At 45.5% G+C, this 19,331-nt stretch carries 12 protein-coding genes, 20 tRNA genes and 3 rRNA genes; 4 read left to right on the top strand and 31 right to left on the bottom strand.

Annotated features, from left to right (window positions below):
• Nucleotides 1-5: 5 nt before the first annotated feature.
• From AZE41_RS05410 to AZE41_RS05400, 3 genes are all read right to left on the bottom strand, one after another.
• Nucleotides 6-314: a transposase gene (locus AZE41_RS05410; protein ID WP_231885774.1), complete on the bottom strand. Its 309-nt coding sequence runs from the start codon at nucleotides 312-314 to the stop codon at nucleotides 6-8.
• Between the two features lie 88 nt (nucleotides 315-402).
• Nucleotides 403-585: a putative motility protein gene (locus AZE41_RS05405; protein ID WP_067206503.1), complete on the bottom strand. Its 183-nt coding sequence runs from the start codon at nucleotides 583-585 to the stop codon at nucleotides 403-405.
• Nucleotides 586-648: 63 nt separating this feature from the next.
• Nucleotides 649-1,098 (bottom strand): Dps family protein, encoded by a 450-nt coding sequence (locus AZE41_RS05400; RefSeq protein ID WP_067206501.1) that lies wholly within the window; start codon nucleotides 1,096-1,098, stop codon nucleotides 649-651.
• Nucleotides 1,099-1,199: 101 nt separating this feature from the next.
• On the opposite strand from AZE41_RS05400, the gene yidD reads away from it, so the two are divergent.
• Both yidD and AZE41_RS05390 read left to right on the top strand, forming a co-directional pair.
• A complete protein-coding gene (gene yidD, locus AZE41_RS05395) occupies nucleotides 1,200-1,430 on the top strand; it encodes a membrane protein insertion efficiency factor YidD (protein ID WP_067206498.1) in 231 nt (76 codons plus the stop codon).
• A gap of 160 nt (nucleotides 1,431-1,590) precedes the next feature.
• On the top strand, nucleotides 1,591-2,568 hold the full coding sequence (locus tag AZE41_RS05390) for a metal ABC transporter solute-binding protein, Zn/Mn family (protein WP_067206496.1): 978 nt from the start codon (nucleotides 1,591-1,593) through the stop codon (nucleotides 2,566-2,568).
• A gap of 344 nt (nucleotides 2,569-2,912) precedes the next feature.
• On the opposite strand, the gene AZE41_RS05385 is transcribed toward AZE41_RS05390, so the two are convergent.
• The 5 genes from AZE41_RS05385 to AZE41_RS05365 all read right to left on the bottom strand — a co-directional run bounded on the left by AZE41_RS05385 (nucleotide 2,913) and on the right by AZE41_RS05365 (nucleotide 9,298).
• Nucleotides 2,913-4,358 (bottom strand): o-succinylbenzoate--CoA ligase, encoded by a 1,446-nt coding sequence (locus tag AZE41_RS05385; RefSeq protein ID WP_067206494.1) that lies wholly within the window; start codon nucleotides 4,356-4,358, stop codon nucleotides 2,913-2,915.
• A 196-nt stretch (nucleotides 4,359-4,554) separates the two neighbouring features.
• Nucleotides 4,555-5,373, bottom strand: a complete 819-nt coding sequence (menB, locus tag AZE41_RS05380) for a 1,4-dihydroxy-2-naphthoyl-CoA synthase (protein ID WP_067206491.1) — start codon at nucleotides 5,371-5,373, stop codon at nucleotides 4,555-4,557.
• Nucleotides 5,370-6,215, bottom strand: coding sequence for a 2-succinyl-6-hydroxy-2,4-cyclohexadiene-1-carboxylate synthase (gene menH, locus AZE41_RS05375; RefSeq protein ID WP_067206488.1), 846 nt, complete (start codon nucleotides 6,213-6,215; stop codon nucleotides 5,370-5,372). The genes menB and menH overlap by 4 nt, the downstream gene beginning before the upstream one ends.
• A complete protein-coding gene (gene menD, locus AZE41_RS05370; RefSeq protein WP_067206486.1) occupies nucleotides 6,208-7,920 on the bottom strand; it encodes a 2-succinyl-5-enolpyruvyl-6-hydroxy-3-cyclohexene-1-carboxylic-acid synthase in 1,713 nt (570 codons plus the stop codon). The genes menH and menD overlap by 8 nt, the downstream gene beginning before the upstream one ends.
• Nucleotides 7,913-9,298 (bottom strand): isochorismate synthase, encoded by a 1,386-nt coding sequence (locus AZE41_RS05365; RefSeq protein ID WP_067206483.1) that lies wholly within the window; start codon nucleotides 9,296-9,298, stop codon nucleotides 7,913-7,915. Before AZE41_RS05365 ends, menD begins: the two co-directional genes overlap by 8 nt.
• Nucleotides 9,299-9,461: 163 nt before the next feature.
• On the opposite strand from AZE41_RS05365, the gene AZE41_RS05360 reads away from it, so the two are divergent.
• Together AZE41_RS05360 and AZE41_RS05355 are read left to right on the top strand one after the other, a co-directional pair.
• Entirely contained in the window at nucleotides 9,462-10,373 is a 912-nt protein-coding gene (locus tag AZE41_RS05360; protein WP_067206480.1) for a 1,4-dihydroxy-2-naphthoate polyprenyltransferase, read from the top strand.
• A 185-nt stretch (nucleotides 10,374-10,558) separates the two neighbouring features.
• Entirely contained in the window at nucleotides 10,559-11,287 is a 729-nt protein-coding gene (locus AZE41_RS05355) for a TraR/DksA C4-type zinc finger protein (RefSeq protein WP_067206477.1), read from the top strand.
• A gap of 857 nt (nucleotides 11,288-12,144) precedes the next feature.
• On the opposite strand, the gene AZE41_RS05345 is transcribed toward AZE41_RS05355, so the two are convergent.
• From AZE41_RS05345 to AZE41_RS05235, 23 genes are all read right to left on the bottom strand, one after another.
• Nucleotides 12,145-12,216: transfer RNA gene (locus AZE41_RS05345), tRNA-Glu, on the bottom strand.
• Nucleotides 12,217-12,226: 10 nt separating this feature from the next.
• Nucleotides 12,227-12,317, bottom strand: a tRNA-Ser gene (locus tag AZE41_RS05340).
• Between the two features lie 9 nt (nucleotides 12,318-12,326).
• Nucleotides 12,327-12,401 (bottom strand) — tRNA-Asn (locus AZE41_RS05335).
• A 1-nt stretch (nucleotide 12,402) separates the two neighbouring features.
• Nucleotides 12,403-12,479: transfer RNA gene (locus AZE41_RS05330), tRNA-Ile, on the bottom strand.
• Nucleotides 12,480-12,483: 4 nt separating this feature from the next.
• Nucleotides 12,484-12,557, bottom strand: a tRNA-Gly gene (locus AZE41_RS05325).
• A 7-nt stretch (nucleotides 12,558-12,564) separates the two neighbouring features.
• Nucleotides 12,565-12,640: transfer RNA gene (locus AZE41_RS05320), tRNA-Phe, on the bottom strand.
• Nucleotides 12,641-12,699: 59 nt separating this feature from the next.
• Nucleotides 12,700-12,775 (bottom strand) — tRNA-Asp (locus AZE41_RS05315).
• 3 nt (nucleotides 12,776-12,778) lie between these two features.
• Nucleotides 12,779-12,853: transfer RNA gene (locus tag AZE41_RS05310), tRNA-Met, on the bottom strand.
• 42 nt (nucleotides 12,854-12,895) lie between these two features.
• Nucleotides 12,896-12,988: transfer RNA gene (locus tag AZE41_RS05305), tRNA-Ser, on the bottom strand.
• 17 nt (nucleotides 12,989-13,005) lie between these two features.
• Nucleotides 13,006-13,082: transfer RNA gene (locus tag AZE41_RS05300), tRNA-Ile, on the bottom strand.
• Nucleotides 13,083-13,089: 7 nt separating this feature from the next.
• Nucleotides 13,090-13,163: transfer RNA gene (locus AZE41_RS05295), tRNA-Met, on the bottom strand.
• A gap of 22 nt (nucleotides 13,164-13,185) precedes the next feature.
• Nucleotides 13,186-13,261 (bottom strand) — tRNA-Ala (locus AZE41_RS05290).
• 81 nt (nucleotides 13,262-13,342) lie between these two features.
• Nucleotides 13,343-13,419, bottom strand: a tRNA-Pro gene (locus tag AZE41_RS05285).
• A 26-nt stretch (nucleotides 13,420-13,445) separates the two neighbouring features.
• Nucleotides 13,446-13,522: transfer RNA gene (locus AZE41_RS05280), tRNA-Arg, on the bottom strand.
• Between the two features lie 21 nt (nucleotides 13,523-13,543).
• Nucleotides 13,544-13,629 (bottom strand) — tRNA-Leu (locus AZE41_RS05275).
• Between the two features lie 7 nt (nucleotides 13,630-13,636).
• Nucleotides 13,637-13,711: transfer RNA gene (locus AZE41_RS05270), tRNA-Gly, on the bottom strand.
• 8 nt (nucleotides 13,712-13,719) lie between these two features.
• Nucleotides 13,720-13,801, bottom strand: a tRNA-Leu gene (locus AZE41_RS05265).
• A 30-nt stretch (nucleotides 13,802-13,831) separates the two neighbouring features.
• Nucleotides 13,832-13,907 (bottom strand) — tRNA-Lys (locus AZE41_RS05260).
• Nucleotides 13,908-13,913: 6 nt separating this feature from the next.
• Nucleotides 13,914-13,989 (bottom strand) — tRNA-Thr (locus AZE41_RS05255).
• Between the two features lie 24 nt (nucleotides 13,990-14,013).
• Nucleotides 14,014-14,089: transfer RNA gene (locus AZE41_RS05250), tRNA-Val, on the bottom strand.
• A 66-nt stretch (nucleotides 14,090-14,155) separates the two neighbouring features.
• Nucleotides 14,156-14,271: ribosomal RNA gene (gene rrf / locus AZE41_RS05245) — 5S ribosomal RNA — on the bottom strand.
• Nucleotides 14,272-14,425: 154 nt separating this feature from the next.
• Nucleotides 14,426-17,357: ribosomal RNA gene (locus AZE41_RS05240) — 23S ribosomal RNA — on the bottom strand.
• Between the two features lie 325 nt (nucleotides 17,358-17,682).
• A 16S ribosomal RNA gene (locus AZE41_RS05235) occupies nucleotides 17,683-19,234 on the bottom strand.
• The 16S, 23S and 5S rRNA genes sit together here with 20 tRNA genes alongside, the layout of an rRNA operon.
• Between the last annotated feature and the right edge of the window lie 97 nt (nucleotides 19,235-19,331).

Genomic DNA, 19,331 nt, shown 5'->3' with positions numbered 1-19,331 from the left:
TCCTTTCAACGAAAATACGGAAGCTTTTCGATAAATCGCTTCGACTTATCATCTGTAAATTCATGAATGAGCGCATAGATCTTCATCGTACGTTGATCGACGTTGAAATTGTTCCGACCATAATGATAGGGCAAAAACGGTAAATGTGACCTAAGGAAGTTTCGGAATTCGAGTTCATCTATCTGACTAAATAACCGATGAAAAACAGGAACATACTGACTTTCTACATTAACCTCATATTCCCACGGTGAATCATCTGGGTAATGGTATACTTGCTGATTTACGACAGAAACGTACATTTTGTATTTCTCCATGCTACACCATCCTTTTTTCTTTTTAGCATGGCTTAGTATGAAAAAAGCATGCATCCCCTTTTACTGGAGATACATGCTTTACCGCAATTTACGCTTGTACGTCAACCGAAGCTCCCTTATGAGGATGGGCTGCAACAGACTGATTAGATAAACTTTTCAACATATCTGTTGCCGCTGCAGTATTCATTGCAAGTGCATTATTTAACACACTCAACTGAACAGTCGATTGCAAACTTCTCAATTGACTTGCCATGATGGAGCTCATATCCATTTGCCATCACTCCTTCCACAAGCTTATTATCGGCATTTTTCTAGTATTTTTAATGAAAAATGATTACTTATTATCTTCACCCAGGAATGCATTCAGCATCCATTGATGTTTTTCGATACTTTGATATGTCGCGTTCAACAAATCTTCCGTCATATCGTCGCCATCTTTCGCAGCCAGCTGCATGCCTTTTTTCAACGATTTCATAATTTCACCGAAATCATTTACGACAGTTTTCACCATGCTGTCTTCTTTTTCATCTCCCGTTGCTTCTTTCACAACAGATTGTTCAAGATGTTCTTTCAGCGTTGCTACAGGATCTCCGCCAAGTGTCAAAATACGTTCTGCGATTTCATCCATATGTAACGTCGCTTCATTATAAAGTTCTTCAAACTTTACATGTAACGTGAAGAAATGATGACCTTTAACATACCAGTGATAGTTATGGAGCTTCGCATACATAACCGACCATGTAGAAACTTGGACATTCAATTCATTAATAAGTTCTTTCGACATATAAATCTCTCCCCTTATTGTTAAATATAATTCATCTCTCTGTTAATTTACCACCGAAGCATCTACAATAAACATCGAGGCATTAATAAGGAGTTTTTTAAATGAAAAAGATTTTAATTGGCTTTATTAAACTATATCAAAAAGTAATTTCACCCCTTACACCACCTTCATGCCGTTTCTATCCCACTTGTTCTCACTATGGGATTGAGGCAGTCGAAAAGCATGGAGCACTAAAGGGTTCATGGCTTGCGGTACGTCGAATTTCAAAATGCCATCCGTTCCACGAGGGTGGATTTGATCCTGTACCAGACAATGATATGCATAAAAAGTGATCTTTTTAGATAGAACGGTTTGACATAATTGTCGAGCCGTTTTTTTCGATTAAAAGAAATTCGCTTATTTAGTTGCCAAATTAGAAACACTCTTGTATGATAAAAAAGTCAGTTACACAAATCGGAATGATTACTATTAATAATACGGAGGATATATCTAATGAATAAGAAACTTTTTTTCATCATGTCATTACTAACAATTATGCTACTTAGTGCTTGTGGCGCTAAATCCACAGAAAACTCGGAAACTGGGACAGAGAAATTGTCTATTTATACAACAGTATACCCGCTTCAATACTTTACAGAACGAATCGGCGGCGATTACGTCGATGTGAAATCCATCTATCCTGCTGGCGCGGATGAACATACTTTTGATCCTACACAAAAAGATATGATGGGACTCGCGGACTCGGATTTGTTTTTCTATATAGGACTCGGCCTTGAAGGTTTTGTGGAAAATGCAGAAAAAACCATGAAAAACGAACATGTAAAAATGGTTGCAACAGCAGAGGCAATTCCTGATGAGATGCTAGACGAAGGTCATAGTGATGAAGGTCACGACGAAGATGCTGAACATGATGAACATGGACACGAAGGTCATGATCATGGGGGAATTGATCCCCATGTATGGATCTCACCACTGCTTAGTGTCGAACTTGCAACTTCTATCAAAGATGCATTGATTGAATCAAAACCTGAAATGAAAGACGAATTCGAGAAGAACTTTGAACAACTGAAAGTAGAACTTGTCGAACTCGATAGCAAATTCAAAGAGATGGCTTCCGCTGTCCCTTCCAAAACGTTCTTTGTTTCACATGCATCATTTGGTTATCTAGCCGATTCATATGGACTGGAACAAGTCGCGATTGCGGGACTGAACTCACAAAGCGAGCCGTCACAAAAGCAATTAGCACAAATTGTCAAAGAGGCAAAAAATCACAACATCCACTATGTACTTTTTGAACAGAATGTATCATCTAAACTAACTAATGTCGTGCGGAAAGAAATTGGTGCTGAATCACTCATGCTCCACAATCTTGGCGTATTGACAGTGGATGATGTAAAAAACAACGAAGACTATTTTTCTTTGATGGAACAAAACATTGAAACGCTGAAGAAAGCGTTAAGTGGAAAGTAAATGAAGAAAGGTTGTCCCGTATACCAGATTTAATCTGGTATATGGAACAGCCTTTTTGTTTTTGCTGTGACAGTTTGGAGTTGCCCTTACAGTTTAATCATTTGACATGACAGTTAGCGCAATTGCCCTTACAGATTGATGACTTGCCATGACAGTCCAGAGTTGCCCTCACAGTTTAATCTGTTGCAAGGACAGTTCAAGCAATTGCCCTTACAGATTGATGACTTGCCGTGACAGTCCAAAGTTGCCCTCACAGTTTAATCTGTTGCCAGGACAGTTCAAGCAATTGCCCTTACAGTTTGAGGAGTTGCCGTGACAGTTTGACTTTAATTTCGACTTCAACCTTACTCCAAATCCACTGACTCTTTCAATTTGCGACGCAATAACTTATTTGACCCGTTACGCGGCAGTTCATCTACGAAGCGGAATGATTTCGGTACTTTGTAACGCGCCAATCGCTCTTCACAATACGCTATCAAATCAGCTTCTTTCACATTTCCTGACACTACGACAAACGCAACTGGGACACTTCCCCACTCGGAATGTTCTTTCCCGCAAACGCCTACCTCTCGAATATTCGGATGCGCTATCAGTACATTTTCAATTTCAGCAGGGTAAATATTTTCTCCTCCTGAAATGATTAAGTCGGATCTTCTATCGACGATATACAAATAACCTTCCGAATCAAGATAACCGATATCACCTGTTGGAAGCCAGCCATTTTCCAATGGATCCACTTCGGAAAAACGACCAATATATCCAGGTGTCACATGTGAACCGCGTATAAATACTTCACCTTTTTCACCTGGCGTTTCTGTATCTTTGATTTTGATTTGATTGAAAAACAATGGTTTGCCTGCTGAACCCATTTTCCTCATTGCATCACTTGCTGCTAAGGTCGCTGTTTGCGAACTAGTTTCTGTCATGCCGTACGTTTGGAGAACAGGAACTTCAAGTACTTTTGCCCGCTTCAAATAATCGATTGGAACGGGGCCACCACCTGCCAGCATTGATTTAAATGATGAATGTGCGACACTATTATCCTTTTCCAGTTCACGCAGAACTTTATCCAATGTAAGAGATACAACAGACATCCGTGTGACGGACCCATCCCTTACCGCTTTCGCAGACTTGACCGCATCAAACTTCTCATGCAACTGAACCTCATTTCCGTATAGAACAGAACGAACGAGAATCGAGAACCCGCTAATATGAAATAAAGGCATCGCACAGAGCCAGACATCGTCTTCATCAAGCCCTAAATTTAGAACAGACGACAGTGCACTCGAGACGTGATTACCTGCAGTCTGACGGACCCCCTTCGGAAATCCTGTCGTGCCCGATGTATACATAATCGTAATGGTTCTGTCTGATTGCCAACTTTCCTGGATGACAAAAGCCTGTTCCGCACTTTCTTTGATCGTAGAAAATAGTAGCTGACGTACCGGCGTATCGGCAACAACACTACTCAGTTCATTCGACACAATTACCGTATTGGCGCCTGAATCATCCAATTGATATGCGATTTCTTTTTTCGACAACCGACTGTTTAGCATAACAATCTCAAGGCCGGCCAGCATACATGCATGAATGATGACTACCATTTCAGAATTGGAGGACCCAAGCAAGGCGATCCGTTCCCCTTCATTTAAACTGTTAGCCCTCAATTTTCGTGCAAGAACCACAGCATCATCTTTTAACTGTGCGAATGTCCACTTTTCCTCTTCGAACGATAAAGCTATTTTATCAGGCGTTAAATAAGCCCGTTGCATTAACCAATTTGGAATCATGCCATCACCATCCATTCAGAAAAAGCTGCCCGATTAGAGGCAGCTTTCTTAGTTTTTATCCAGTTTGATTACTGTCTAGGCTTCAGGCGCCAGCCCCTTGAGTCGCTTCAGTCTTGCTGAAAAGGCAAAGTACGCCTTTATCTTCAAGCCTTCCAGCGCTTGTCGGGGCTAAACGGCGCCTTACGCTTTTCTTTAATCAAGGAAAACGTGGGAATTGTCCGAAGTCCGGTTTGCGTTTTTCTTTGAATGCATCGCGGCCTTCTTTCGCTTCGTCTGTTGTGTAATAAAGAAGTGTTGCGTCGCCAGCCAATTGTTGAAGACCAGCAAGTCCGTCCGTATCCGCATTCATTGCCGCTTTCACGAAACGAAGTGCCGTAGGGCTCATGCCAAGCATCTCTTCACACCATTGGACCGTCTCGTCTTCCAGTTGTTCATAAGGAACTACTGTATTGACTAGACCCATGTCGAGTGCTTCCTGTGCGTTGTATTGACGGCAAAGGAACCAGATTTCGCGCGCTTTTTTATGGCCAATGATTCGTGCCAAGTAGCCCGAACCGTAACCTGCGTCGAATGAACCAACTTTAGGTCCTGTTTGTCCGAAAACTGCATTTTCTGCTGCAATCGTCAAATCACAAACGACATGAAGAACATGTCCGCCGCCGATTGCATATCCTGCAACCATTGCCACAACCGGTTTTGGAATAACACGGATTAGACGCTGTAAGTCCAAGACGTTGAGACGTGGAATTTCGTCGTCTCCTACATAACCGCCATGCCCTCGTACGGATTGGTCTCCGCCTGAACAGAATGCTTTCTCGCCTTCGCCTGTTAAGACGATGACTCCAATGCTTTGGTCGTCCCGTGCGCGTGAAAATGCGTCGATTAACTCCGATACCGTTTTAGGACGGAATGCATTGCGCACTTCCGGACGGTTGATTGTTACTTTTGCAATCCCGCCATACTGTTCGTATTTGATGTCTTCGTATGTACGTATCGTTTCCCATTGACGTGTCATAGTGATCCTCCTCGATTTTTCAACTCTGAAATATGCTCCTCTATCATTGTAGCAAATGTAGCCGGTTTTTCCACATGAATTGCATGTCCAGCATGTTCTATCGTTTCGTGGCGGACATTAGGGAAATCCCACTGCATTTCCCGGGAAATATTTACGAACTTCGTGTCGAGTTTTCCCGTTATGAGCAAAACCGGAAGATTGACTGTTCCTAGGCTCTCCCAATAAGAAGCTTGGCTACCTGTTCCAATACCACGTAAGCTGTTCGCAAGGCCTATTTCACTCTGACTAAGCCGTTCATTCCTCACTGCCAGCTGCTTTTCTTCCGACAAAGTCTTCTGAGACGCGAACAAGGGAATATTTCCCCAGAAATCGATGAATGCCGGCAATCCGTCCCTTGTGATTCTGTCTGCCAGCCGCCTGTCAGCTGCTTGTCGTTCTTCTCTTTCCACTTCCGTCTTCAATCCTGGAGAAGAACTCTCGAGAATCAATGACGAGACCCGCATTGGATGTCGCACCGTATAAGCCAGTGCAATACGTCCCCCCATTGAATAGCCAACTAAGATGAATTGATCAAGAGAAAGCTCAGTAAACAGTTCCTCAAGGTCCTCTACTTGCTGATCCATAGAGTAGCGGCCAATGTCTTCCGGAATAGTCGATTTGCCGTGTCCCGTCAAATCGACAGCTATTGTCTGGTAGTTACCTTTTAGCAACTTTGTAATTTCACGCCATGATGTGGTGCTCCCCGTAAAACCATGTAGAAATACGATGACAGGTAGATTTTCTCCACCTTGGATTTCCACATGCATATTAATTTCACGTATACGAATAGTCTTTTCATTCATTACGATCAAGCCTGTCCGTGATTTGCTTCCATAGGTCTCGGTGCGCTTTCACATTCGCTTGACGATTCGTGAACACTTCGATAATACGCACTGGTTTTTCCTTCGCTTTATCGAGCTCCATTCCGAACTCTTCTGGCGTGTGGATTGCCGCATACTGCGCATCATACATCGCAGCAATGTGGCCGAATGTTAAGCCTGTTGGTGTGCCAAACAGCTCTTCGAAATGATTACCTGCATCAGCTTGCGGAAGGTACGAGAATATTCCACCCCCATCGTTATTAATAATGACAATGGTTAAATCTGCCTCGTGGAAACGAGTAACAATTAATCCGTTGACATCATGCAAGAACGATAAATCGCCAATTAACAGCCATGTTGGACGCTTTCTTGCCGCCTGGATACCGAATGCTGTCGATACAACACCATCGATACCATTCGTCCCGCGATTCGCAAAAATTGTAATATCCTTATCCGTCTTCCTGAAGAACGTGTCTACATCACGGATTGGCATGCTGCTGCCACTTACGAGGTCGCTCTCTGTGGGAAGGTGCTCAAATAATGTTTTTGCAAATATCCCTTCATCGCCAGCAACACCCTCATACTTATTTGTAATCGCTGATGCCGCCTCATTCGCCATCGTCCACCACTCTGTATAAGATGTCTTCGGTTTATCCACAATAATTTTCATGACTGTTTCGGATGAAGTCTGGATATGATGCGTAACGACACCGAGCGAATCCCTAAATTCCGGCGATTCATCCACCGCTATAACTGTAGCTGGTCTTACTTTTTTCAAGTAAAGCGAAAGCGGCTTCGCTACTGGCTGTGCACCAAAACGAATGACAGTATCAGGTACGACTTTCTCTTTGAATGCATCACTTTTTAATAGCGCATCATAATGATCAATACAGAGCGCTATGCATTGTTCAGGTACTTCCGTGCGAAGATTTGATAGCGGATCGCATAATACTGGCCATTCCAGTGCTTTGGCAAAGTTCCAAAATGCTGCTTTATCGAACCCTATCGGCATTTCACCAGCAATGATGAAGCCTTTTTCCGACGTTGCAAGCAACTGTGAAATTTGTTGGGCAGTAGATGCATCCAAACTGTCTACACTTTTAAATCGTTTTTTGAAAGTCATTTTCGGCGTTTCCCGATTAAAATCGATCAGAAGTGGTTCCCGGAACGGCACATTTAAGTGAACGGGTCCGCGTGGAGCTGTAGTCGCAACTGACAGTGCACGGCTAATATGGCGATCAATAAAGTCTTCGATATCCGGATTGTTTTCAGCAAGTGGGAAATCTACACTATATTTCACATGCTTACCATACATTCGAATTTGATCGATTGCCTGTGGCGCACCGACTTCCCTTAATTCATGCGGACGGTCAGCCGTGATAACAATAAGAGGAATACGCGCATAATACGCTTCTGTTATAGCAGGATGATAATTCGATGCTGCAGTACCTGACGTACAGAGAAGGACGACAGGATTACCGGATGCCTTCGCCAAACCTAATGCAAAGTAGGCAGCCGATCGTTCATCGACTTGCATATAGACATCAAGGCCTTTTGTTGAAGCGAAAGCGTAAGCCAGTGGTGTCGAACGAGAGCCTGGACTAATAACTACCGTTTTCACATCAGCCATCATCAAAGCAGCAGTCATTCTACGAACATAATCAGTCAAAACTGTACGGTTATCCATTCAGTTTTCCTCCAAGCGCCCGCATAACCGGTCTGAATTTCACCCATGTTTCATCGTATTCTTTATCTGGTTCAGAGTCTGCCACAATTCCTCCACCTGCGTATAAGTACGCACTATTGCCGTCAAGAAGTGCGGAACGGATTGCCACAGCGAATTCACCATTTCCAGCAGTATCTGTCCAACCAATTGGTCCAGCATAATAACCCCGATCCAAGTTTTCCTCAGAACGAATCATTTCCATCGCTATATCAGTTGGGACACCGCCTAGCGCCGGTGTCGGGTGAAGTGCTTGAACCAAACTAAAAATATCAGTTCCTTGTTCAACTTTTCCTTCAACTGGCGTAAACAAATGCTGAATATCACGGACTTTCATCAGTTTCGGTACTTTCGAAATTTTGATGTCTGTGCAAAATGTCTTAAACACTTGTGAAATCATATTAACGACATATTGATGCTCTTCTCGATTTTTTCTATCTTCAAGAAGTTCATCGCCAAGTTCGCGGTCTTCAGTTGCCGACTTGCCTCGTTTAATGGAACCCGCAACACATGCCGAATACGCACGGCCATTTGATATTTCAATTAAACGTTCAGGTGTAGCACCAAAAAATAATTGGCCGTCTTTTTGCAATCCAAAGTGATAACTTTCCTGCTGTTCATTTGATATATGATGAAGTGCAGTGACAGCCGGCACGTCATCTGCAAAGTTTAGTTTAACCGAACGTGCAATTACTACTTTTTCAGCTTCACCATTGTTAATTTTCTTTGTGACATCTGCAACGGTTTCCAGATAATGTTCTTTCGAAAGTTCCTCTATTGACACAACTTCCGGTTTTGTAAGCAGAGCGGATTCCTCGACTTGCGCGATATGAATTAGACGGTCTCTTTCATCCCTTAACTTCTCAAACTGTTCTGCCCCATCGTTGCTTTTTGTTACGAGGTTAATGGAAATTTCTGTCTTACCATTCGTAATCGACAACTGGAAAGAAGGTACAACGAAATGGGCCGATGGAAATGCATCCCACTCTGATTGCTTAACACTTTTCGGATCAAACGAGAAACCTCCAAAAAGAACAGGTTCCCGATCATTTTCTTCTTTAATAAGCGCACTACATAATTTTTTCCAACTTGTTGAAATATGTGTGAAACGATCATTCGTTCCATCACTTGTTAATACCGTAGCATGTCCAATACCAACAAGCGTTAAAGTTTTATCTGCATTTTGCCAATAGAAACGTTCATCTTTGTAACACGAATCCCCTGCTTCAAAAAACGCAAGTGGTGAGATTCTCCCCGCATCGACAGTTTCTGTAAAAAAACGCAGCTCATTCTGCCTAACATTTAATTGAGATTCACGGGTAGCGGTCAACTTCCGATTCATTATTTTCCCTCCGTACATTCATTCGACTGATTTAAAACAATACCTATAGTCTATCATACCGAATCAATGTCGTTTCAGCACATAATAAGCAGTCCATATGTTCACTCCACCCATTTTGGAGTACAATAGATAGGGTCATTAAAAGGATAGGGAGAGAGCCAAATTGCAACAGACAATAAAAGCGGATAAAGGCTGGCGTATTTGGTGGCAGCTTACACGTCCACATACACTAACGGCAGCCTTTGCACCTGTATTTCTCGGTACCATGATTGCACTAACTTACGGAAAATTACATTTTCCTTTATTCATCGCCATGCTCGTCGCGAGTGTTTTCATCCAAATGGCAACGAATATGTTCAATGAATATTATGATTTTAAAAGAGGACTTGATACAGAACAGTCCATTGGTATCGGCGGTACAATCGTCCGTAATGGTGTAAAACCAAAAACCGTGTTGAATCTTGCCTTTATGCTTTACGGGATTTCCGTCCTTATTGGTATCTATATATGTATGGAAACCTCATGGATGCTCGCAGTCGTCGGGATCCTGTCAATGATGGTAGGCTACTTTTATACTGGAGGACCGTATCCTATCGCCTACACGCCATTTGGAGAACTGTTTTCCGGTGTTGTCATGGGAATGTTACTTATCCTTATTTCGTTTTATATCCAGACAGAAACAGTAACGACAGAAGCGGTTCTGCTATCTATCCCAAGTATGTTGCTAGTCGCAGGTATTATGCTAGCAAATAATATACGTGATTTAGAAGGCGATAAGGAAGGCGGACGAAAAACACTCGCTATTCTTGTGGGCCGCTACAACGCAATTACAATCCTAATGCTATTTTTCATTATTTCCTATGGCTGGATTATTGCAATGATTCTCTTCGGTCATCTTACTCCATGGGCACTGCTTGTATTTCTTAGTATCAAAAAGCCGATTGGAGCGATTACTGTGTTCCGAAAAAATCACATCCCAATACATGTGATGCCTGCGATGAAAAACACTGCAGTTACGAACACTTTATTCGGCTTACTATTAGGGATCGGAATACTCATTGGGCATCTGCTCTAACTAATAAAAAAAAAGCGTAAAGCCTCGATTTAACTCGAAGCTTTACGCTTTTTCTGATTTATATGTTTAGATGGAACGAAATAAAGGAAAGTTAAGTAACGATAGTCAACAATCTGTACTTTTGTTTATTAAGTACGGTGTGTATGTGCAGACTAATGCCATTACTAAAAAGGACGTGACAAAACTTGTTGAACGATAAACAAAAAGCCACTCTAAAAAAAGAACTATATGAAATGAAGGATCACTTAACAAAAACAGAAGAAGAAACAGATATTAAGGAAAGTGCACAAGAAGCTGCCGGCGAGCTGTCGATGTATGACAATCATCCCGGTGATATGGGTACAGAACTGTTTGAAAGAGAGAAAGACATGGCTTTAAACGTTCATGCTGGCTCTGAATTAGATAAAGTAGAAAGCGCCTTACAAGCGATGGTGAACGGTTCTTATGGGAAATGTGAAGTGTGCCAAAAAGATATACCATTTGGGCGACTTGAAGCAGTTCCTTACACAACTCTTTGCATCGACCATGCGACTGAGCAAGAAATCCCCAATGATCGACCTGTCGAAGAAGATACGCTTACCATGGCCAACCCAAATTCTTTTTCCGGAGCGGCCCGGGATGGCGAAGACAGCTTTCAGGAAATCGCAAAATCTGGAACATCAGAAACCCCTTCCGATTTCAGCGGAGATCACGATGACTACAATACGTTATATGACAGCGGAATTTCAGATGGTGCAACCGAAGTATTTGAAGAATTCACAGGAACCGATATAAATGGAAAGTCACGCGGTTTCATCAGGTCCGATGCCTCAGAGAAATATGAAGCGGAACTGGATGATGAAGGAATCGAATCCCCTCTCGGAGATATTCCTTATCATGAAAAAGATAGTTATATAGAGGATCAGAAGAAGTGAAAAGAAACACCATAGGCCATTGCTTATGGTGTTTCTTTTCAGGATATTTTAGCTCACGTATGTTAATTAACCAAAAGTAACCAGTAAATGATTTAATCAAACACTAGGCGCTGCGTGTGCAGTTGCCTTTGAGTTGCTTTAGATAGAACGACCTCTTTACTATTATCGAGATATCTTGATGTGTAGGGATGCGACTTCGTAGCACCCTACACATTTTTCGGGAATCGTTTGGTGGTTATCCATCCGTTGCTCTCCAAAGGCATAAGTACACGAAATGCTAGAGCTTTTTGGGACGAAAGAATAGCGGGGCTTCTTAACTGGATAAAAGCCGCCAAAGATATAATTTTGGCGGCTGAAGTCTTCTCCATAGTCTTGTCTTTTTTATTTAAGAATGAAACAGAACTCCTACCAATATCGCTTCGACGCTGGATGGTCTATATGAGAAAGAGCATTTCATTATCTGTGATGAAATCTGCAACCTGGAGTACGTCTTTCTTGAATATAAGTAGTATCAACTAGTAATCACCTTATAATCTCGGCATATACATCTCAAAATCACATTTCTCTCGATAATGAACACACTAGTGCAGGTACGGCAAAGGGGTCGCCGAAGCCGTGAGACTGGATGCGAAGCGATATCCAGGCTTACGGTGAAAGGCATCCCCAAAGCGTCAAGCGTTCTACAATCCACACCCCGAATTACAACTCACTCCTTATTGAGCGCCACAGTAGATTCAATGGGATTCTTTAATTCAACATATATAGTTAGAATTTAAGTGAACTAGAAAACTATATATAAACAAATTAAAAAGTAGCTTTACAAGTTCATTAAGAACTTGTAAAGCTACTTTTATGTATGACCCCTACGGGATTCGAACCCGTGATACCGCCGTGAAAGGGCGGTGTCTTAACCGCTTGACCAAGGGGCCAAATTATATATGGCGGAGAAGGAGGGATTCGAACCCTCGCACCGCTTTCGCGATCTATACCCTTAGCAGGGGCACCTCTTGAGCCGCTTGAGTACTTCCCCATATATAAATGGCTCCGCAGGTAGGACTCGAACCTACGACCGATCGGTTAACAGCCGATTGCTCTACCACTGAGCTACTGCGGAATGGTGGGCCTAAATGGACTCGAACCATCGACCTCACGCTTATCAGGCGTGCGCTCTAACCAGCTGAGCTATAGGCCCTTTTTGGAGCGAGTGAAGGGAATCGAACCCTCATCATCAGCTTGGAAGGCTGAGGTTTTACCACTAAACTACACTCGCATAACAATGGTGGCTCAGGACGGAATCGAACCGCCGACACAAGGATTTTCAGTCCTTTGCTCTACCGACTGAGCTACTGAGCCACGTATTTAGTTTACATTAAGTCGTTAACTTATTCTAAACCTTATAGTATTAATAAAAATGGCGGTCCCGACCGGGATCGAACCGGCGATCTCCTGCGTGACAGGCAGGCATGTTAACCGCTACACCACGGGACCATTTGGTTGCGGGGACAGGATTTGAACCTGTGACCTTCGGGTTATGAGCCCGACGAGATACCACTTCTCCACCCCGCGACAACAATATAAGTACTATTTAATTTCACCACTAGTTAAAAATGGAGGAGGTAGAGGGATTCGAACCCCCGCGGGATTTGACTCCCCTGTCGGTTTTCAAGACCGATCCCTTCAGCCGGGCTTGGGTATACCTCCATGGCTGTATATAATAGTGGTGGACCTTGCAGGACTCGAACCTGCGACCGGACGGTTATGAGCCGTCTGCTCTAACCAACTGAGCTAAAGGTCCTTTAAGATGGCGGCAGAGGGGATCGAACCCCCGACCTCACGGGTATGAACCGTACGCTCTAGCCAGCTGAGCTACGCCGCCAGGATCTTTATGAAAATTGTGTTGGTGGAGCCTAGCGGGATCGAACCGCTGACCTCCTGCGTGCAAGGCAGGCGCTCTCCCAGCTGAGCTAAGGCCCCATTATAGCTGGCAATTATTAAAGCACAAATCTACTTAAAATGGTATATTCTTTAAGCGGCGAATCTGCTTAAAAAGCTTAATGGTCGGGAAGACAGGATTCGAACCTGCGACCCCTTGGTCCCAAACCAAGTGCTCTACCAAGCTGAGCTACGTCCCGAAGAATTATAAAGTTTAAAAACATAATGGTGCGCCCGGCAGAAGTCGAATCCACAACCTCCTGATCCGTAGTCAGGTGCTCTATCCAATTGAGCTACGAGCGCATATAAGTGAAAAGTTATTAATGCCGAGAACCGGAATCGAACCGGTACGGTAGTCACCTACCGCAGGATTTTAAGTCCTGTGCGTCTGCCAGTTCCGCCACCCCGGCAAAAATATGGAGCGGAAGACGGGATTCGAACCCGCGACCCCGACCTTGGCAAGGTCGTATTCTACCACTGAACTACTTCCGCATTATAAGTGCGGGTAAAGGGAGTCGAACCCCCACGCCCGAAGGCACTAGATCCTAAGTCTAGCGCGTCTGCCAGTTCCGCCATACCCGCAATATAAATTATGACACTAAGTCATAAAAATGGTGAGCCATGCAGGATTCGAACCTGCGACCCTCTGATTAAAAGTCAGATGCTCTACCAACTGAGCTAATGGCTCGAAAAGTGGTGCCGGAGAAAGGACTTGAACCCTCAACCTACTGATTACAAGTCAGTTGCTCTACCAGTTGAGCTACTCCGGCTAATAGTTTTCATTATAAATAAAATGGTGGAGGATGACGGGCTCGAACCGCCGACCCCCTGCTTGTAAGGCAGGTGCTCTCCCAGCTGAGCTAATCCTCCTGGGTATAAGTGCGACAAACTTCAGTTGTTCGTCCTATTCATAAACCTATGTAATAATTGTTACAAGACCGGCGACGTCCTACTCTCACAGGGGGAAACCCCCAACTACCATCGGCGCTGAAGAGCTTAACTTCCGTGTTCGGGATGGGAACGGGTGTGACCTCTTCGCAATCGTCACCAGACTTGTATGGTCTTTTCTCAAAGACAATAATTATTATAACATATCATCTAATTAATTGCAAGTACTTTTTTTTATGAACGGTACTTATTCGCTCAAAACTGAATAAAACAGACATTGTGCTACACAGAATCAGGGTAATCAAGCCCTTTTCAAAATTGGTTAAGTCCTCGATCGATTAGTATCCGTCAGCTCCACACGTCGCCGTGCTTCCACCCCAGACCTATCAACCTCATCTTCTTTGAGGGATCTTACTTACTTGCGTAATGGGAAATCTCATCTCGAGGGGGGCTTCATGCTTAGATGCTTTCAGCATTTATCCCGTCCATACATAGCTACCCAGCGATGCCTTTGGCAAGACAACTGGTACACCAGAGGTATGTCCATCCCGGTCCTCTCGTACTAAGGACAGCTCCTCTCAAATTTCCTGCGCCCGCGACGGATAGGGACCGAACTGTCTCACGACGTTCTGAACCCAGCTCGCGTACCGCTTTAATGGGCGAACAGCCCAACCCTTGGGACCGACTACAGCCCCAGGATGCGATGAGCCGACATCGAGGTGCCAAACCTCCCCGTCGATGTGGACTCTTGGGGGAGATAAGCCTGTTATCCCCGGGGTAGCTTTTATCCGTTGAGCGATGGCCCTTCCATGCGGAACCACCGGATCACTAAGCCCGTCTTTCGACCCTGCTCGACTTGTAGGTCTCGCAGTCAAGCTCCCTTATGCCTTTGCACTCTACGAATGATGTCCAACCATTCTGAGGGAACCTTTGGGCGCCTCCGTTACTCTTTAGGAGGCGACCGCCCCAGTCAAACTGCCCGCCTGACACTGTCTCCTGCCCCGATAAGGGGCATGGGTTAGAAGTCCAATACAGCCAGGGTAGTATCCCACCAACGCCTCATCCGAAGCTAGCGCTCCGGAATCCAAGGCTCCTACCTATCCTGTACAGGCTGCACCGGAATTCAATATCAGGTTACAGTAAAGCTCCACGGGGTCTTTCCGTCCTGTCGCGGGTAACCTGCATCTTCACAGGTATTATAATTTCACCGAGTCTCTCGTTGAGACAGTGCCCAGATCGTTACGCCTTTCGTGCGGGTCGGAACTTACCCGACAAGGAATTTCGCTACCTTAGGACCGTTATAGTTACGGCCGCCGTTTACTGGGGCTTCAATTCGAAGCTTCGCTTGCGCTGACCTCTCCTCTTAACCTTCCAGCACCGGGCAGGCGTCAGCCCCTATACTTCACCTTGCGGTTTTGCAGAGACCTGTGTTTTTGCTAAACAGTCGCCTGGGCCTATTCACTGCGGCTCTCTCGGGCTTTAACACCCTACCAGAGCACCCCTTCTCCCGAAGTTACGGGGTCATTTTGCCGAGTTCCTTAACGAGAGTTCTCTCGATCACCTTAGGATTCTCTCCTCGCCTACCTGTGTCGGTTTGCGGTACAGGCACCTCCCGCCTCGCTAGAGGCTTTTCTTGGCAGCGTGAAATCAGGGACTCAGGGATAAATCCCCTTGCTGTAACAGCTCAATGTTATAGGAACGGGATTTGCCTCATTCCACACCTCACTGCTTAGACGCGCATAACCAACAGCGCGCTCACCCTATCCTACTGCGTCACCCCATTGCTCAAACGGCGGGGAGGTGGTACAGGAATATCAACCTGTTGTCCATCGTCTACGCCTTTCGGCCTCAACTTAGGTCCTGACTAACCCTGAGCGGACGAGCCTTCCTCAGGAAACCTTGGGCATTCGGTGGAAGGGATTCTCACCCTTCTTTCGCTACTCATACCGGCATTCTCACTTCCAAGCGCTCCACCAGTCCTTACGGTCTAGCTTCGACGCCCTTGGAACGCTCTCCTACCACTGACATCTAAGATGTCAATCCACAGTTTCGGTGATTCGTTTAGCCCCGGTACATTTTCGGCGCAGCGCCACTCGACCAGTGAGCTATTACGCACTCTTTAAATGATGGCTGCTTCTAAGCCAACATCCTGGTTGTCTGGGCAACGCCACATCCTTTTCCACTTAACGAATACTTGGGGACCTTAACTGGTGGTCTGGGCTGTTTCCCTCTCGACTACGGATCTTATCACCCGCAGTCTGACTCCCAAACATAAATCATCGGCATTCGGAGTTTGTCTGAATTCGGTAACCCGGGATGGGCCCCTAGTCCAAACAGTGCTCTACCTCCGAGATTCTTAAGTTTGAGGCTAGCCCTAAAGCTATTTCGGAGAGAACCAGCTATCTCCAGGTTCGATTGGAATTTCACCGCTACCCACACCTCATCCCCGCACTTTTCAACGTACGTGGGTTCGGGCCTCCAGTAAGTGTTACCTTACCTTCACCCTGGACATGGGTAGATCACCTGGTTTCGGGTCTACGACCCCATACTCTATCGCCCTATTCAGACTCGCTTTCGCTGCGGCTCCGCATTCACTGCTTAACCTTGCATGGAATCGTAACTCGCCGGTTCATTCTACAAAAGGCACGCCATCACCCATTAACGGGCTCTGACAACTTGTAGGCACATGGTTTCAGGATCTATTTCACTCCCCTTCCGGGGTGCTTTTCACCTTTCCCTCACGGTACTGGTTCACTATCGGTCACTAGGGAGTATTTAGCCTTGGGAGATGGTCCTCCCGGATTCCGACGGAATTTCACGTGTTCCGCCGTACTCAGGATACACTCTGGAGAGAATGGACTTTCAACTACGGGGCTTTTACCCGCTACGGCGGACCTTTCCAGGTCGCTTCGTCTAATCCATTCCTTTGTAACTCCGTATAGAGTGTCCTACAACCCCAAGAAGCAAGCTTCTTGGTTTGGGCTCTTCCCGTTTCGCTCGCCGCTACTCAGGGAATCGATTTTTCTTTCTATTCCTCCGGATACTTAGATGTTTCAGTTCTCCGGGTGTGCCTCGTTTACGCTATGTATTCACGTAAACGTACTGTCCCATTATGGACAGTGGGTTTCCCCATTCGGAAATCTCCGGATCAAAGCTTACTTACAGCTCCCCGGAGCATATCGGTGTTAGTGCCGTCCTTCTTAGGCTCCTAGTGCCAAGGCATCCGCCATGCGCCCTTTCTAACTTAACCCTTTGGTTTTCAATAAGCTTACGCTTCTTGAATTCCTCTTTGGTGAATTCTCCTTTACAGCGATGTAAATCGGAATTCGTAAAAGGCATTGCATGATTAGCTCATTTGCATGCGCTAATCTAGAGAAACGAATTTCTCTACGTTGATTACTTGATTTGTTGCTATCAATGTCGTTTCATTCAGTTTTCAAAGAACAAGTTTTGAATGTTCATATATAGAGGCTTCTTCAAGCGAAAAAACGCTTAAAAAGCTTAATGAACCTTCAAAACTGAACGCAAAACATCAATGTGTAAACCCGTGGTTTACATTCCGTAATAATCCTTAGAAAGGAGGTGATCCAGCCGCACCTTCCGATACGGCTACCTTGTTACGACTTCACCCCAATCATCTGTCCCACCTTCGGCGGCTGGCTCCCGTAAGGGTTACCCCACCGACTTCGGGTGTTACAAACTCTCGTGGTGTGACGGGCGGTGTGTACAAGACCCGGGAACGTATTCACCGTGGCATGCTGATCCACGATTACTAGCGATTCCGGCTTCATGGAGGCGAGTTGCAGCCTCCAATCCGAACTGGGAATGATTTTATGGGATTGGCTCCCCCTCGCGGGTTGGCAACCCTCTGTATCATCCATTGTAGCACGTGTGTAGCCCAGGTCATAAGGGGCATGATGATTTGACGTCATCCCCACCTTCCTCCGGTTTATCACCGGCAGTCACCTTAGAGTGCCCAACTGAATGCTGGCAACTAAGATCAAGGGTTGCGCTCGTTGCGGGACTTAACCCAACATCTCACGACACGAGCTGACGACAACCATGCACCACCTGTCACCACTGTCCCCGAAGGGAAAGGCGTATCTCTACACCGGTCAGTGGGATGTCAAGACCTGGTAAGGTTCTTCGCGTTGCTTCGAATTAAACCACATGCTCCACCGCTTGTGCGGGTCCCCGTCAATTCCTTTGAGTTTCAGCCTTGCGGCCGTACTCCCCAGGCGGAGTGCTTAATGCGTTAGCTGCAGCACTAAGGGGCGGAAACCCCCTAACACTTAGCACTCATCGTTTACGGCGTGGACTACCAGGGTATCTAATCCTGTTTGCTCCCCACGCTTTCGCGCCTCAGCGTCAGTTACAGACCAGAAAGCCGCCTTCGCCACTGGTGTTCCTCCACATCTCTACGCATTTCACCGCTACACGTGGAATTCCGCTTTCCTCTTCTGTACTCAAGTTCTCCAGTTTCCAATGACCCTCCACGGTTGAGCCGTGGGCTTTCACATCAGACTTAAAGAACCGCCTGCGCGCGCTTTACGCCCAATAATTCCGGACAACGCTTGCCACCTACGTATTACCGCGGCTGCTGGCACGTAGTTAGCCGTGGCTTTCTAATAAGGTACCGTCATGGCACGGGCAGTTACTCCCGTACGTGTTCTTCCCTTACAACAGAGCTTTACGATCCGAAAACCTTCTTCGCTCACGCGGCATTGCTCCATCAGACTTTCGTCCATTGTGGAAGATTCCCTACTGCTGCCTCCCGTAGGAGTCTGGGCCGTGTCTCAGTCCCAGTGTGGCCGATCACCCTCTCAGGTCGGCTACGCATCGTTGCCTTGGTAGGCCATTACCCCACCAACTAGCTAATGCGCCGCGGGCCCATCCTACAGTGACAGCCGAAACCGTCTTTCAGAGTTTGTCCATGCGGACAAACTGATTATTCGGTATTAGCCCCGGTTTCCCGGAGTTATCCCCATCTGTAGGGCAGGTTGCCCACGTGTTACTCACCCGTCCGCCGCTAAAATCAGAGAGCAAGCTCTCGTCATTCCGCTCGACTTGCATGTATTAGGCATGCCGCCAGCGTTCGTCCTGAGCCAGGATCAAACTCTCCATAATAGAAGAAAATGAATAGCTCATTTCTTGCTGACTCGAATCCGAAGATTCTTGTGTGTGTTTCTTTTCAACCAACCGAAGCTGACTTAGTTAGAAACGT

Source organism: Sporosarcina psychrophila, from assembly GCF_001590685.1.
GTDB lineage: Bacteria > Bacillota > Bacilli > Bacillales_A > Planococcaceae > Sporosarcina > Sporosarcina psychrophila.
This window is presented reverse-complemented; position numbering and strand designations above follow the sequence as displayed.

What these genes read in the sequence shown, in the direction of transcription:
- AZE41_RS05410 (WP_231885774.1), bottom strand. Translation starts at nt 314, where the DNA reads ATGGAGAAATACAAAATGTACGTTTCTGTCGTAAATCAGCAAGTATAC.
- AZE41_RS05405 (WP_067206503.1), bottom strand. Translation starts at nt 585, where the DNA reads ATGGATATGAGCTCCATCATGGCAAGTCAATTGAGAAGTTTGCAATCG.
- AZE41_RS05400 (WP_067206501.1), bottom strand. Translation starts at nt 1,098, where the DNA reads ATGTCGAAAGAACTTATTAATGAATTGAATGTCCAAGTTTCTACATGG.
- yidD (WP_067206498.1), top strand. Translation starts at nt 1,200, where the DNA reads ATGAAAAAGATTTTAATTGGCTTTATTAAACTATATCAAAAAGTAATT.
- AZE41_RS05390 (WP_067206496.1), top strand. Translation starts at nt 1,591, where the DNA reads ATGAATAAGAAACTTTTTTTCATCATGTCATTACTAACAATTATGCTA.
- AZE41_RS05385 (WP_067206494.1), bottom strand. Translation starts at nt 4,358, where the DNA reads ATGATTCCAAATTGGTTAATGCAACGGGCTTATTTAACGCCTGATAAA.
- menB (WP_067206491.1), bottom strand. Translation starts at nt 5,373, where the DNA reads ATGACACGTCAATGGGAAACGATACGTACATACGAAGACATCAAATAC.
- menH (WP_067206488.1), bottom strand. Translation starts at nt 6,215, where the DNA reads ATGAATGAAAAGACTATTCGTATACGTGAAATTAATATGCATGTGGAA.
- menD (WP_067206486.1), bottom strand. Translation starts at nt 7,920, where the DNA reads ATGGATAACCGTACAGTTTTGACTGATTATGTTCGTAGAATGACTGCT.
- AZE41_RS05365 (WP_067206483.1), bottom strand. Translation starts at nt 9,298, where the DNA reads ATGAATCGGAAGTTGACCGCTACCCGTGAATCTCAATTAAATGTTAGG.